12 protein-coding genes are annotated in these 15,160 nt (G+C 61.5%); 6 read left to right on the top strand and 6 right to left on the bottom strand.

Going from position 1 to position 15,160, the window contains the following annotated elements:
- Positions 1-127: 127 nt before the first annotated feature.
- Positions 128-1,069, bottom strand: coding sequence for an electron transfer flavoprotein subunit alpha/FixB family protein (locus tag J2T07_RS13910; RefSeq protein ID WP_306850710.1), 942 nt, complete (start codon positions 1,067-1,069; stop codon positions 128-130).
- Positions 1,070-1,091: 22 nt separating this feature from the next.
- On the bottom strand, positions 1,092-1,838 hold the full coding sequence (locus J2T07_RS13905) for an electron transfer flavoprotein subunit beta/FixA family protein (RefSeq protein WP_306850709.1): 747 nt from the start codon (positions 1,836-1,838) through the stop codon (positions 1,092-1,094).
- Positions 1,839-2,092: 254 nt separating this feature from the next.
- On the opposite strand from J2T07_RS13905, the gene J2T07_RS13900 reads away from it, so the two are divergent.
- The 4 genes from J2T07_RS13900 to J2T07_RS13885 are packed head-to-tail and all read left to right on the top strand — an operon-like array spanning position 2,093 to position 6,951.
- On the top strand, positions 2,093-3,055 hold the full coding sequence (locus tag J2T07_RS13900; protein WP_306850708.1) for a glycosyltransferase family 2 protein: 963 nt from the start codon (positions 2,093-2,095) through the stop codon (positions 3,053-3,055).
- Positions 3,056-3,087: 32 nt separating this feature from the next.
- Positions 3,088-3,741: a class I SAM-dependent methyltransferase gene (locus J2T07_RS13895; RefSeq protein ID WP_306850707.1), complete on the top strand. Its 654-nt coding sequence runs from the start codon at positions 3,088-3,090 to the stop codon at positions 3,739-3,741.
- A gap of 14 nt (positions 3,742-3,755) precedes the next feature.
- Positions 3,756-4,619, top strand: coding sequence for a hypothetical protein (locus J2T07_RS13890; protein WP_306850706.1), 864 nt, complete (start codon positions 3,756-3,758; stop codon positions 4,617-4,619).
- A gap of 4 nt (positions 4,620-4,623) precedes the next feature.
- Positions 4,624-6,951, top strand: a complete 2,328-nt coding sequence (locus J2T07_RS13885; RefSeq protein WP_306850705.1) for a hypothetical protein — start codon at positions 4,624-4,626, stop codon at positions 6,949-6,951.
- A 38-nt stretch (positions 6,952-6,989) separates the two neighbouring features.
- Here J2T07_RS13885 and J2T07_RS13880 read toward each other — a convergent pair whose 3' ends face one another.
- Genes J2T07_RS13880 through J2T07_RS13865 form a run of 4 tightly spaced genes read right to left on the bottom strand, consistent with a single transcriptional unit; the run spans position 6,990 to position 12,881 of the window.
- On the bottom strand, positions 6,990-9,788 hold the full coding sequence (locus J2T07_RS13880; protein ID WP_306850704.1) for a glycosyltransferase family 4 protein: 2,799 nt from the start codon (positions 9,786-9,788) through the stop codon (positions 6,990-6,992).
- The gene (locus J2T07_RS13875) at positions 9,785-10,021 is read right to left on the bottom strand and encodes a hypothetical protein (protein WP_306850703.1); all 237 of its coding nucleotides are present in this window, start codon (positions 10,019-10,021) and stop codon (positions 9,785-9,787) included. Before J2T07_RS13875 ends, J2T07_RS13880 begins: the two co-directional genes overlap by 4 nt.
- Entirely contained in the window at positions 10,018-11,274 is a 1,257-nt protein-coding gene (locus J2T07_RS13870; RefSeq protein ID WP_306850702.1) for a glycosyltransferase family 4 protein, read from the bottom strand. Before J2T07_RS13870 ends, J2T07_RS13875 begins: the two co-directional genes overlap by 4 nt.
- Complete coding sequence (locus J2T07_RS13865; protein ID WP_306850701.1) at positions 11,274-12,881, bottom strand: electron transfer flavoprotein-ubiquinone oxidoreductase; 1,608 nt, start codon at positions 12,879-12,881, stop codon at positions 11,274-11,276. The genes J2T07_RS13870 and J2T07_RS13865 overlap by 1 nt, the downstream gene beginning before the upstream one ends.
- A gap of 146 nt (positions 12,882-13,027) precedes the next feature.
- On the opposite strand from J2T07_RS13865, the gene J2T07_RS13860 reads away from it, so the two are divergent.
- Entirely contained in the window at positions 13,028-14,428 is a 1,401-nt protein-coding gene (locus tag J2T07_RS13860; protein ID WP_306850700.1) for an amidase, read from the top strand.
- Positions 14,377-15,024: an alpha-ketoglutarate-dependent dioxygenase AlkB family protein gene (locus J2T07_RS13855; protein WP_306850699.1), complete on the top strand. Its 648-nt coding sequence runs from the start codon at positions 14,377-14,379 to the stop codon at positions 15,022-15,024. The genes J2T07_RS13860 and J2T07_RS13855 overlap by 52 nt, the downstream gene beginning before the upstream one ends.
- Positions 15,025-15,160: the final 136 nt, after the last annotated feature.

Genomic DNA, 15,160 nt, shown 5'->3' with positions numbered 1-15,160 from the left:
CCCTGTCGTGCCAGTCGTGCCCCTGGCACGACGGTCTCGTCCCGAGGCGTGATTAGCGTCTTGCCTTTACCTAGCCGGGGTCTCCCGGCGTCCGAGTTCCCCTGCCAGGGCATACGCCCCACCAACATCACCCCAAGGCAGCTTCCAAGTCGGGAAGGATCTTAAACAAGTCCCCCACCAGTCCGATGTCCGCGATCTCGAAGATCGGTGCCTCCCCGTCCTTATTGATGGCGACGATGGTGCCTGCGTCCTTGATGCCGGTCAGGTGCTGGATGGCTCCCGAGATGCCCACGGCGATGTAGAGTTCCGGCGCGATGATCTTGCCGGTCTGCCCGACCTGCATCTCGTTAGGCACATAGCCGGCGTCTACCGCGGCACGTGAAGCGCCCACGGCCGCGCCAATTTTGTCGGCGAACTTGTAGATGATCTCGAAGTTCTCCTTCGAGCCAACGCCTCGGCCGCCGGAAACGACCTTCGGCGCGCCCTGCAGGTCGGGGCGGTCACTCTTGCCCTGCTGCAATCCGACGAAGCGGGTGTGCGAGGGCAGGGTAGCGTCGATGCCCAGGACTTCAACCGGCGCGGAGCCGTTCGACGCTGCGGCCGGCCACGAGGCGGTGCGGATCGTCGCGACAACGGTAGAGCCCGCATCCACTTCCACGGTCACGATGGCATTGCCTGCGTAGATCGGGCGCTTGAAGCTGTGTGGTGCCTCCACGCTCATGACGTCGCTGACCTGCGACACGCCAAGCAGGGCGGCCACGCGCGGGGCGAGGTCCTTGCCGAACGTGGTCGAGGGGGCGAAGACATGGCTGTAGCCAACTGCCGCCTTGGCGATCTGCGGGGCGAGAATCGCCGCGAGCGCGTGGGCATTTTCGGACCGGGCTACCGTCAGTACTTTGCTGACGCCGTCAATCCTGGCGGCTTCGGCGGCCACGGCGTCCGGGGCATCGGAAAGCACGAGGATGTCGATAGCGTCCGGCTTCACGGCGGATGCGGCGCTGACGGCGCGTGCCGTGGCGCCGTTGAGCTTGCCGTCGAGGTGTTCAGCAATAACGAGGATCTTGGTCATGTCGATTCTCCGGTCGGCTGCCTTACAGCAGGCCCTTCTGCTTGAGGGCCGCGACAAGCTCGGCGGCGTCCTTGACCATCACGCCCTTACTGCGCTTGGGCGGGGCGGAGTAGTGAGTGGTTTTAATGTGGTCTGCCGCGTCCACGCCCAATGATCCCAGTTCGATCACGTCAATCGGTTTGGATTTGGCCTTCATGATGTCCGGCAGCTTGATGAAGCGCGGCTCGTTAAGGCGGAGGTCCGTGGTGATCACGGCGGGGAGGTCTGCCTCGATGGTTTCCAGGCCAGCATCTACCTCGCGGGTGACCGTAGCCTTGCCGTCGGTGATCTCAACCTTGCTGGCGAAGGTGGCCTGGGGGCGGTCCCACAAGGCGGCGAGCATCTGGCCGGTCTGGTTGGCGTCGTCGTCGATGGCCTGCTTGCCCAGGATCACGAGCCCTGGCTCTTCCTTTTCGATCAACTTCAGAAAAGTACGGGCGGCGGTCAACGGTGACACGGCATCGGCCGTTTGGACATGGATCGCCCGATTGGCGCCCATGGCCAAGCCATTGCGCAGGTGGGCGGTCAGGTCGGCAGGGCCAATCCCTACGACGACGACTTCCTCGGCTAAGCCCTTCTCGCGCAAGCGCAGGGCTTCTTCGAGGGCGATGTCATCAAAGGGGTTGGCTGAGAGCTTCACGCCGTCCGTGACCACACCCGTGCCATCAGGTTTGACCTGGATGCGGACGTTGTAGTCCACGACGCGCTTATAACCGACCAAGACTTTCATTCGCATACCCTTTAGCTCGTGCGTCAGGCCCGGTTGAGCCGTCGGCGCATGGAGGAGTTGACCATTGATTATAGCGTGGGACATCGGGGGGCGCCCGCGTCGCCCGGACCACCGGCCCGTACCGGAAGAAGGGCCTGGAACGCTTTTGGCCCATCCCAATCATTGACTAGGTCTATTATTGTCACGTTATTGTCACAAATTGTGCTAGGCGCCCCCGGGGTGGGTGTTCGCAAAACCTAGGGAGGAAGAACAATATGAAGTTGATAATTCAGGTGCCTTGCCTGAACGAAAGCGCGACGCTTGGCGTCGCTTTGGCTAACCTGCCTCGCCAAGTCGAGGGGTTCGACTCGGTCGAGTGGCTGGTCATCGATGACGGAAGCACCGACGACACCGCGCAGGTCGCTTTAGACCACGGAGTGGATCATGTCGTGCGGCACACGCATAACATGGGACTAGCGCGTGCGTTCATGTCAGGGCTGGACGCCTGTCTTTCCCTTGGTGCGGACGTTATCGTCAACACCGACGCGGATGATCAGTACGTCGCCAAAGATATTCCATGCCTCACGCAACCAATCCTGGACGGTCATGCGGAGTTTGTGATCGGTGCCAGGCCCATTGCAACGATCAAGCATTTTTCGCCTTTGAAGAAGGCATTGCAGTGGGTAGGTAGCTGGGTAGTGCGATTAGCCAGCGGTACGGATGTTCCCGACGCACCAAGCGGTTTCCGTGCCATGACGAGGTCCGTAGCCCAACGTCTGGTCGTGTTCGGAGAGTATACCTATACCTTGGAAACGATCATTCAGGCAGGACAGAAGGGTATGTCCATGATGTCCGTCCCCATTCACGTAAATGCCGAACTCAGGACATCGCGCCTCGTGCGCAGCCTGTCGTCGTATGTACGGCGCAGTACTGTGACCATTATCCGGATCTTTGCAATATACCGACCCTTTCGGTTTTTCGGATATATCGGTCTGACATTCTTCGTGGCTGGGCTGATTCCCGGTGTGCGCTTTCTATACAAATACGCCTCCGGGGAGGGAGAAGGGCATGTTCAATCCCTCATACTCGCAGCCATCCTTTTAGGCATAGGCTTCCAGACAATACTCATTGCATTCGTTGCCGATCTTCTTTCCGCGAACCGCAAGTTGCTGGAGGACATACGCTACAAGGCAGCGCTTGCGCGTGATCGTACGTCCTCGCTAGAAGACGACGCCTGAGATGGCGCACATGGCATTGGAGCAATAGCCGGATGAGCGAGAGGAAACTGAAAGTTTCAGGTGGCGCAACAGACGATTACGGTCTAGTGGTCGGAAATACATTTGACAAGTATGGGTCGGGCAATCCCATCGTCAAGTGGATGATGAAGGGGTTCGATAGCGCAATTTCCGAACTCGTGGACATCGCAAACCCGGAAGCGATCTATGAAGTCGGATGTGGAGAAGGGTATTGGATTCTCAAATGGAGGACGAAAGGAATTCGCGCTTCCGGTTGCGATATCTCGCAACAGGTCGTCGAGTTAGCTCGAGAGAATACAGCCCTTGCTGGAGTTCCGGAGGAATCTTTCGAGCAATGCAACATATACGATCTAGAGCGCCAATCCGATCCGAAGGAACTCGTCGTTTGCTGCGAAGTGCTTGAGCACATAGACGATCCCCTACGGGGCCTTGAGGCCCTCCATCGAATCGCTGGCGACTTTGTCATTCTGAGTGTTCCCCGCGAACCCCTGTGGCGGGCACTGAATGTTGTCCGTGGGAAATATCTGCATCAACTTGGCAATACGCCTGGGCACATCCAACATTGGTCGTCGCGATCATTTCAGGATTTCGTATCCCAGGTGTTCGAGATCATTGAGGTCCGGCAGCCGCTGCCCTGGACAATGCTGCTTTGTCGACGACGCGGCTAATGGGAGTGCCAAGAATGAGCCGATGGAAGCTCGCCGCGCACTTGGCGGGCGCGGGGTTGGCCCTCAGTGGAGTTTATTTTGTCTTTAGACAGCTGCGTGTGTACGGTGCAGGCATTAACGTCGATTTATTCACCTGGGTCGAATGGGTGGTACTAGCCGGGTTGGTCCTCACGGGCTGCGTCATGAATCTCTGCCTGGCCACGGCATGGCGAGCATGCCTTCAGGGGCTGGGTGCGGTCGTTTCGGCGGAATGGGCACTGTCGACGTACGGGATGACGCAGCTGGCGCGCTATGTGCCGGGTAACATCTTCCATTATGCAGGACGGCAAGCGGTGGGTATGGCTGCAGGTCTGCCGGCGCGTGCGCTGGCTAAAGCCTCGCTACTTGAGCTGGCATTTGTGACCTTTTCGGGCGGACTTTTATCCCTCATTTCCATTCCGTTGATGCTGCCCCGGATATCCGAGCTGGTATGTCTTTCATCTGTTGCTTCGCTTGTTGCCGTGGCAGCCTATCTCATCAAGCACTTCATGGGCTCAGCGATTGCAACCGCATTCGTACTTTATCTGGCCTACCTGTTGTTATCGGGGATGACTTTCTTGGCCGTGTCCGCGACACACAACTGGCAGTCTGTCGCTAACACCGACTGGATTGCGATCTGCGGTGCATATATCGCTGCCTGGCTAATCGGTCTACTCACCCCGGGGGCGCCAGCCGGGTTAGGCGTCCGTGAGCTTGTCTTGCTCTACCTGCTAAAGGGCCGTCTGGATGGAGAAGTGCTGATCTTTTCCGTCCTGCTCACACGTATGATCGCTGTGCTCGCCGACTTGACAAGTTATGTAGGGGCATTGGCATTGCGGCGTTGGACCGCAAGAGGGTGAAAATTTGAACCGTCACTGGATTCGTTCGACATTCGACGTGGCGGGGGGCTTAGTTGCGCTCTTCTACGTCCTGATCGTCAATGGTGCGATTCCAGGGGTGACGACGCCAGCGTTAGGGTTGGCACTGTGGACTTCGAGCTTTTCCCAATCGTTTGCAAATGCTTCCCCCTTCGCCATTCACGCAGTGAACTTTGGCTATCCGGGCACGTCAGCGATGGCATTCGGCCTCTCAGGTGGGTTGGTAGAAAGTTGGTTGATTCGCGTCGGCCTCGATGTGCCTGACGCATACACAACCATGGTCGCGCTGTGGCTCACAGCCGCATTCGTGGGGGCCATCCTGTTTGCGCGCCGGATAGGTGCCGCGCGCCATGTTGCCGTCCTCGCGGCTACGGCATGGATGTCGACGCCCATTGTGTGGGGGCATGCGGGATTTGGCATGCTCAGCCTCGGTATTGCTCTTTTGCCTACCTACTTCCTGCCACTACTCGTGCTGCTGGACCATACTCGTGCGACAGCAATCTTCGGAAGCATCGTGGTTGCAATCGTTGCTGTGTTCATGGATGGATATTCATTCATGATGTTCGCCACGGGGTCTTTGCTCGTGTGCATTTGTGTCTGCATGACTGGATATCGCGAACGTCGCCGCGTTATTACAGTGGTTATCCCGGTTCAGGTGGTGAGTATGGCGGTTGCATATATCTTGTATCGCCAGTACTCGCACTACACCAGCTATGACAAGGCGCCAATAGATTTCTTCCGTGCATGGGGGTTGGATCTTTCCTTCATCGCGGTACCTACAGCCGGCGTTCATTGGCTTTGGGACCTGCTTGGACTTGCGAAGGCACGTTCGGATGCATGGTATTACGGTGACGGATCCGTATGGGGGACGACCTTTTGTCTACCACTCCTTATTGGAGGTATGTACGGTGCTTGGCGATCGCGGAAGAATCGATTTGCCCTGAGCATGGCTGTGGTCGCGTTGTTCGGCTTCTACATGTCGCTTGGGCCCACGTTGAAGATCGACGCGACCCGCCCACCCATGCCCGATGGAACCCCTACACTTGTGGCAACCTCAGACCCCCTGTTGATGCCATCGGATGCCGGCTCAACAAGTACTGGCTCGCAATGGATATCCAGGAAGCTTCCCGGTTTCAAGCTGATGCGCGCATCCTATCGGTGGATCGCCCTATGCCTGTTCGCCTGTTGGGTGCTCTTCATTCTGGCTCTCCCGCGAGATAGGGCACAGCGTGTCTCGGTGGGCTTCTTCGTGGCGATCATATTGCTGCTGGCTCCGCATCCTGTTGACGCCTATCGTCAGTCATCTCTCCACAGGCGACTGATGGCGGATATCGAAAGTAATGTCATCGGTCCTATGCGTCACGGCGTAAGAGGTCCAGTCGTAGCATTCTCCCCGTTTGGAAACGATTTTCTCGGTGCATATATAGCGGCCAGGTTGAATCTTCTGGCGTTCAACGCCGGCGGGGATAAGAACTACGCGGTTGCATATAGCCAGTGGCCGCCCGATATGGTGCGACTCCGTGATCCGGCACAGCCCGGCCAGGATCTCGGCATAATTCGATTCTTGCTGGACGGGACCGGGGATAGTGTGATCATCCCTTATTTCGACCTCTTTTATTCCGCTCAGATATGGCCTTGTAATCCAGCAGGCATGAGTCCGCGCGTATCGCCCGCTTTCAGTAGCACCGAGGTGGACGGTGATTGCGTGGGTGCTTTTCGCCGGTATTACGCTCGCACGATTCAATCGCTGAACGAGAGGCCGTACCTCAAGCTGATGGAGACGCCTTGGTTCGCGGTTGTAACCCTTGGCGACGCCCATAGATCCGCAGCGGAAAGGACGAGGCTTCTTTCCGAATTTTTCGCGGATGTCACTTATCCGATCGTTATCGCACCAGAGAGCGCTCCCGGTGCCGCGATCCAAGATTTTCTGCTGGAAGACGGTTGGTATCCGCGCGAGAACGGGCTCGTGTGGTCGAAACCTTCTGCGATCATAGAGTTGCCGGTTCCCGCTCGTTGTGTGTCTGCGTCTTGCAGTGCAGTCCTATCGTTCGGCGCTTTCGGAGCCAGTTCCGCGCGTCCTGTACACGTTCACGTTTATGCGATCGATGATGCGAAGAAATGGGATGCCACGGAAATAGTATCCGCCGTCTCGGCGACTCAGATGCGCCTGCCCTTGCCACCAGGTTCTCCCTCCAGGCGTTTTCGGATCGAGATACCCAATGCGGCGACGCCGGCAGAGCTGGGAGTTTCAGCCGATATCAGGCGGCTAGGTATCGGGCTCCTGCGGATTGATCTGGTGACAGCGAATGATTGATTCCACTTAGTTGCGTAGTGGTGCGAGCCAGTGAGCCTCTACCGCGGCAACACTTCCTGGATGCGTCCGGCTAGCACGGACGCCGCTTCGTCCCACGTCGGCCAATTGTTGCGAGGAGCATGCATGGGACGTTCGGCGAGCCATCGGGCAAGGTAGGTGGCAAGGGCGGCTGGCGAGGTGCCGTCGAAATACGACGGGTAGTCTCCGGCGATCTCACGGAAGACCTTGAGTGATCGGGCGATGACGGGTTTGCCCCGCTGCGCGGCTTCGACGACAGGTAACCCGAAGCCCTCGCCCAGCGACGGTACGAGAAGTGCGGTGCTGGCGCGATACAACGTATCCAGCATGACATCGGGACATGCCTCGAACCAAAATAGACGTTGCCCACGTTCGACGTGCCGCTCGAGCCGTTGAATCAGCTCTCCGACCAACCAGCCCTGCTTCCCCACGATCAGCAAAGTTACATCGGCGTTCGATTCCCACAAGAGTTCGAACGCATCCAGCGCCTGTTCATGGCCTTTTCGCGGTTCGATGGTGCCGACCATGAGGAAGGAAGGGCGTGTGCTGAGAGCACTATCGACGGCAGGGTCCAACTGGACGGGCTGGGATGTGGAGGGCACTTCGACCCCGAGCGGGAATGTGGATATCGTAGGCATCCTATTCCCATGCTCCGTTCGCACCCAGGTTGTCAATTCATCCGCCGTACTGCGTGATATGCAATGCATGGCATCGGCAAGGTCCGTAACCAGCTGCAACCATCGATTGAATGACTCCCGCGTTTGCGGATGAAACGCCTCTGGAAGAGTGATCGGGAGAAGGTCGTGGATGATGAAGTGCATTCCCACGCCGGCGCGCTGCCAGGTCCATAACAGCTCTGCGCTGGCCGGCAGGCTTTCCATGGCCCAGTCCAGGCCAACAAAGGTCTCCTTGCCCGTGATCGCGACCGTATCTTCGACCAGTCCCACTGGCACATGTACCTTGAGCAGTTCCGCCGCGTAAGTGTGCGCGTGGTGATATTGCCCTCCACGAAAGACGATGGGCTCGATGCGCACCCCGACGGGAGGAGTGCGCAGCCAACGTACGAGGACCGAGCGGACTACCCGCTGGATGCCGGTGCCTAGATCGTTACTGGCGATGTGGGTCACGTCCACGAGCCATCGCGCACGTGCCCTGGGGCGAAGGCGATCGAGTGCATCCGCGATCCGTGCAAGGTCCGCGGTGTCGAGCCGGGGAGCTACCCGTGCGGCGATGTCGTCTTCCGCGATGCGCTGCCGAACGAGTGGATGCGAAGCATTGTCCTGGATCCATTGGCGCCGTGCATGTGGGTCCTGTCGCACGTCCACTTGCCGCACGTCCACCGATTCGTGAGCAAGGACGAGAGACCAGTCGACGACTTCGGGGGACACGACCGCTTGCCAGCCGCCAACACGGTAGCGGTCTAGTTCGGATACCGGCGTAGCAGGAAAGAGGCCTTGCCACTCGACAAGTCCGGGCCATGCGCGGAGTGTTGGAATGAGCGCAGCGGCGTTGGTTCTATCCATGAGGTATAGGGGGATTTGAACACCTGCGCCGTCGCTTGGGTTGTTGACGGGTGCATAGTTCGGCGCAGTAGCCTCCCGCTCGCCGGTGAACCTGGCCGAGGCTGCTTCTATGGCGCCGATAGCGCGCGCTGCGACCCTTGACCACGTACACTCGCCAGCGCGTCGAATCCCAGCCTCCCTCAGCGCGTCGGTGCGGGCAGGATCTTCCAGTACGCTGCGTATCGCTGCGGTGATCGAAGAGGGTGCCGACGCGTCGAACATGGCCGACGGATCGTTTACTACCTCTGGCAGGCTTGTGGCGTTGTTGACGATGACGGGTGCGCCGCACGCCATCGCCTCCAGGGGCGGCAAGCCGAAACCTTCCTGCGCTGAAGGAAAGACGAACAGGGCACACGTCTGATAGAGACGGATCAGGTCCTCGTCGGGAACATGGCCGGGGAATACGACTTGCGCGGCATCCAGACCCGCTGCGCGCGCGGCGCGCTCGAGGCGACGCCGCGTCGGTACATCGAGGCTTCCCACCACGACCAGTTGATGCCTTTCCCGAAGCGGCGCGGGCAGTGCCGCGAACGCGGGGAATAGCACCTCCACGTTCTTTCGTTTATCTGTTCCGCCGGTGTAAAGCACGAACGGTCGATCGATGCCCATTCGTCGATTGAACCCGGGATCATGTTCATTCCGGGGCGCAGGCCGGAACCTGGCGTCGACTCCCGCGCCGATGGTTACGATGCGGCTCCCGTCCAACCCCAGCCTCTCGATCGCATCGTCACGTACCCATGAGGAAATCGCGAGCAGAAGATCGCAGCGACGGAGCATGTCGATCCTGCGCATATACCAGTCCCGCGCGCGAGACTGGCCAAGGTCATCTACAGTGTGCAGCGGAATGATGTCGTAGAGCGTCGCCACCGTCAGTTGCCGGGGGAGCTCGTGAGGCATGATCGCGTCGTCTTTGTAACCCTCGATCAGGCTGGTGAACCAGACGACGTCGGCACCACCGATGTCCAGGGCATGACTGTAGACCCGTTCGGCGGCCTCGCGTCGGGCCTCGTTGGCCGGATTGTCGAACGCTGTCCTGCGGAGCGGGCCAAACACACTTCGCGACGGATGCAGATTCACGCTGGCGAGATCTGCGACTGGTTCGTCGATGCCGTTCAAGGCTGCATTGAAGAGTAGTCGGGCGTCGTGCCGTCCCTGGATGAGGCGCAGGAACTCCGTGGTCGTGGCGCGCGTATAGCGGCCGATGCCGCGGTGACGGCTTTCGGTCTGGATCCCCTGCATGTCGATGTCGATCTTCACCGTGGCATCCTTGCCTGGATGCGTTCAAGGCTGCGGCGACTGTCTTCCGGCATGCGCTCTATGTCGAGATCGAGGAAGGCGCTGGTGTGAATGCTCCGGGACGCCAGCTGTCGCAGGCGCATGTCGACCCACGGCAGGCGATATACGAGATCGACCAAGCCGCGCTTCAGCCGGGGATGCCGCGAAATGACGGCCATGAGGCGCCGCAGCAACGTCCGGATGAGTCGCATCATTTGCCTGGATCCAGGGCACGGCGCAAGGCGGATCGTGCAACATCGATGGAAAAGTGCCTGCGGACGTTTTCGAGGCCGGCGTCGGACATTGCAGTCCACAACGTTTCGTCATGGCTGAGTCGAAGAATGGCTGCGGCGAACACCTCGGGCGTATCCGCGACCAGTGCGTCCACGCCATCCTGCAGATACATGCCTTCTGCCGCCACCGTAGTCAACACGACGGGAACCCCGAAGCTCATGGCCTGGTTGACCTTGCCCTTCACTCCCGCGCCGAAACGCAGCGGTGCGACCGATATCAGCACCCGTCCATAGAGGGGAGCGATGTCGGCCACTCGCCCATGGACCTCGATGCCTTCGCCCTCGATGCTCCGCCGCGCGGGTGGGTCGATATCGCCAACCACGTGCAATATCGTATCGGGCGCCGTGACGCGGACATGCGGGAGAACCTCGGCGATGAACCAACGCACGGCATCCCCGTTGGGGGGATGGCCGAAGCCGCCTACAAAAAGTAGTCCGCTGCGGCCCATGAACCCGCGTGCCCGCGCGTGCACGTCGTGGATGTTGCTGACCAGTTCCACATGTGCGTCAGGCGCTTCGTGCTTGAGGACATCTTGTTCGTCCATGCTCACCACCAGCGTGGTGTCGCAGCGCCCGACCATGCTGAGTTCACGAGCGCGCAGGCGTATTGCACGGCGCATCATGGCGGGGGCGCCGATTAATTCGGCGGCACGGCGCTCCCGTATGAAGTGCAAGTCGACGGTGTCGAAGACGACGCGCGCGCGCGGTGCGTGGCTGTGTATTACATCGATATATTGGTCCGCGACCGGAAGACGGCATAGCATGACTGCATCGAGTGCCATGCCTTCACGCCTTAGCCAGCGCAGAGGCTGCTCACGCACGACCCGTACACCCAATGCGCCGAGACGAACCGCATCGGCAGACGTGGTGTCGCCGTCGTCGGCAAGAAAGTCGATTTCCCATCCGTCGGCATTCAGCAACGCGAAGATACGGCACAGACGAACGGAGCCGGAGTCGCGCGACGGATCCGGTGTCATGGTTTCGATGACCAGGATTCGGCGGCGAGGGTGGCCGACCGCGGGGTGCTGGATGAAGATCTCGTCTTGGGTGACTTCAACGGCTGCGCGCGGTCGCACGATTCGACGCAACGTCCCACGCCAGCCGCGCATCGCGATGCTGCCCTTCAATCGCCGGATCAGGTGCCGGATCCGGCGCAGCTTCCAGCCGATATCCATCAAAGATTCTGATAATTAGGCCCAGACCCGCCCTCAGGCGTCACCCAGGTGATGATCTGATAAGGGTCCTTGATATCGCACGTCTTGCAATGCACGCAATTGGCCGCGTTGATTTGCAAACGCCGCCCCGCGTCATCCTGCACGATCTCATAGACCCCGGCAGGGCAGAACCGCTGGCAAGGATTCCCATACTCGGTGGTGCAGCGGTCGATACAGATCGAGGTATCCGCCACCTTCAGGTGCACCGGCTGGTCCTCGTCATGCTCCGTCGCGGCGAAGTAAACGCTCGCAAGCCGGTCGCGCGGAGTCAGCGTCCGATCGACATAATCCTTCTTCGGCGCCTCGTACTTGCCGAGCTTACCCAGCGCCGACCAGTCCGCATGGTTCTTCAGCGTCCACGGCGAACGGCCGCCAGTCACCGTTTCCCACGCGGCATTGATCAACCCCCACCACAACCCCTTGTTGAAGCCGGGCCGGATGTTGCGCACTTTCTTCAGTTCATCGAGGACGGCGGAGCCGCGCAGCTTGGCATCCCAGCCAGCCGGCGAAAGCTGCGACGCGACGAGGTGTTCGGCGGCGAGCATGCCCGAGGCGATGGCCTGGTGGGTACCCTTGATCTTCGGCACGTTGACCAGGCCGGCGGAGTCGCCGATCAGGATCGCGCCCGGCATCTCGACCTTCGGCAGCGACTGCCAGCCGCCTTCGATGATGGCGCGCGCACCCGCCGAGACGATGCTGCCGCCATCGAGCAGGCCCTTCACGTTGGGGTGGTGCTTGAACTGCTGGAACGCCTCGAACGGAGAGAAGTTCGGATCGGGGTAGTCCAGGCCCACCACGAAGCCGACCGCCACCCGGTCGTTGTCCAGGTGATACAGGAAGCTGCCGCCATAGGTATCGCTGGCCAGTGGCCAGCCGACGCTGTGCACCACCTTGCCAGGTTCGCCCCTGCCGGGCGGCAGCTGCCAGAGTTCCTTGATGCCGATGCCGTAGGTCTGCGGATCGCTGTCGGCATCGAGGTCGAATTTCTTGATCAGCGTCTTGCTGATATGGCCGCGGCAGCCTTCGGCCAGGACGGTCACCTTGGCCCGGATGTCGATGCCTTCGGTATAGCCGGGCTTATGGCTGCCGTCGCGCGCGACGCCCATGTCTCCGATACGCACGCCGTTCACCGCGCCGCTTTCGTCGAACAGGGCCTCGGCTGCGGCGTAGCCAGGGAACACGTCCACGCCCAGGGCTTCGGCTTGCGGCGCCAGCCAGGCACACAGGGCTCCGAGGCTCACGATGAAGTTGCCGTGGTTGTTCATCTGCGGCGGCGTCATCGGCAGCTTGGTGCCGGAGGCGTGATCGCGGAGGAACCAGAACTCGTCCTTGGCCACGGGCACGCAGACCGGCGGTGGGTTATTGCGCCAGTCGGGCAGCAGGCGGTCGAGTGGAGCCGGCTCGATCACGGCACCGGAGAGGATCTGTGCGCCGATCGTCGAGGCCTTCTCGATCACGCAGACCGATACCTCGGGATTGAGCTGTTTCGTACGAATGGCGAACGCCAGTCCCGCGGGACCGGCCCCGACGACGACGAGGTCGTATTCCATGGTTTCGCGTTCGCTCATGGCTGGCTCACTCAACGGCTGGCTGCGGGATCAACCCGCTATTGTCCGGTTTCGCCGGGAGCGGGGCAAATCGGCGTTTCAAACATCAAGGGTTGCACGATCTTCACATGTCGCGTTCATAATCGTCCCACGCGCAAGGAGATTTCATGAATACGATGCCGCCGGTCGCCGATGTCGACATGCGACGGGCCACACTGCTGCAGATCCTGCATTGGCTGGCCATCGGACGGGTCCAGCCACAGGCCCTTTCCGACGTTTACCAGGACGCCATCGAGCGCCTGAATCCACGGCTCAACGCCTTCGCCGACTACAGCGTCTCCCTGATCCAGGAACAGGCCCTGGCGGCGGACAGGCGGCGTCGCGACGGTGTCATCGGCCGCCTCGACGGCATGCCGATCGCCATCAAGGACAATTTCGACGTAGCCGGGGTCCCCACGCGGGCCGGCATGCGTCGACGCATCGTCGTGCCCGAGGAAGACGCCCACATCGTCGCGCGGCTGCGCGCGTCGGGGGCCGTGCTGGTGGGCAAGACCAACATGGACGAAGGCGCCCTCGGCCTGACCACGAACAACCCGTTCCATGGCGCGACGCACAATCCGCACCGCCTGGGCTACACCGCGGGTGGGTCGTCCGGCGGCGCCGCGGCGGCCGTTGCCGCGGGGCTCGCCGTGGCGGCGATCGGCTCGGACACGCTCGGTTCGATCCGCGTGCCCGCCAGCTACTGCGGCGTCTATGCGCTGAAGCCCACGCATGGCGAAATCTCCGCCCGCGGCCTGGTACCGGCGGCCCGCCGCCTCGACGCGGTAGGCCTGCTGGCGCGTGGCGTGGACGACCTCACGGTGCTCTTGCAGACGCTGGCCGGGTACGACGCCGACGACGCGCGCTCCCGCCGGCGCCGCGTCGCTTTTTCGCCGCCCGATTGGGAGCCGGGCAATCTCAGGGCGGGTTTTCTGCCGGATCTCGCGGCCGTGGGCGTGGAACAGGACGTTATCGACGTCTTCGACGACGCGCTGTCGAAGCTGAAGGGCGAACTGGGCGAGCGCCGGACGGTCGATTTCTCCGACTGGGACTTCGCCCGGACCCGCCGCGCCGGCCTCCTGCTGATGGAAGCGGAAATGCTCAACACCTTCGCGATCGAGCTGGCCGATGAGGCCTATCCGGTGTCGAATGGCTTCCGCGACATGGTCGGTTTCGCCGCGAGGAAGTCCGCGGCCGACTACGTGGCGGCCGACCTCGTGCTCGACGCGGCCACGCTGAAGATGCGCCGCCTGTTCGCCCAGGTGGACGTATTGGTGCTGCCCACGACCCCGCAGGGCGCGTTCCCGCTCGATGGACCGGTCCCTTCCTCGCAGGCGGATCTTTGCAGCTTCGCCAGCCTCGCTGGTTGCCCGGCCGTGAGCATTCCCATGGGTACCTTGTCCAATGGCATGCCGATCGGCCTCCAGTTGGTGGGCGCGCGTGGCTCGGATCTCCGCCTGCTCGAGTTGGCGGGTGTATGCGCATCCTCGCTGGACGCCGAGCCGCCTTATCCGGTCGAGCCCGCCTGACCACCGGGTGGCATCGCATCGCACTGCCCGGCGCGGACGTCACCTTCGCGCCGGCGTGGCTGGACAGCGAAGAGGCGGACGCATTGCTGGCGCGGCTGCTCGATGAGTTGCCATGGGAAGTGCATCGCATCCGCATGTTTGGCCGGGTGGTCGACTCGCCTCGGCTGAGCGCCTGGATCGGCGACGAGGACGCCACGTACCGCTACTCGGGCACGCGCTTCGTGCCGCACCCGTGGACACCGGCATTAGCGACGCTGCGCGAGCACGTCGCCGAGGCGTGTGGCGGCCGCTTCAACAGCGTCCTGGCGAACCTGTATCGGGACGGCGGCGATCGCATGGGCTGGCACAGCGACGATGAGCCGGAGCTGGGGCCGGAGCCGCTGATCGCATCATTGAGCCTGGGTGCCGTGAGGACATTCCGTTTCCGGGCGAAAGCGGGCGGTGAGCCAGTGGCCATCGATCTGCCGCACGGCAGCCTGCTACGGATGGCGGGGGGCACGCAGCGCTTGTACAAGCATGAGTTGCCGGTGCGGAAGCGGGTAACGGGGCCGCGGATAAACCTTACTTTTCGGCACATCGGAGAGCTTCGCCGCTGAAGCGGCTCCCCCAACGGCATCGCCGACAGGGTCGGCTCCCACCGGGCGGGGCCGGGCCCGGGGGGGCGGGCCCTGTCGGCGGGGCTGGGGTGCGCCAAACACATTTGCCCGCGACGGAAGGCAACGGCACCCCGGC

It is taken from the genome of Luteibacter jiangsuensis, from assembly GCF_030812295.1.
In the GTDB taxonomy this organism is placed as follows: Bacteria; Pseudomonadota; Gammaproteobacteria; order Xanthomonadales; family Rhodanobacteraceae; genus Luteibacter; species Luteibacter jiangsuensis_A.
Note: the sequence above shows the minus strand (reverse complement) of the source record. Positions and strands in the feature narration are given on the sequence as shown.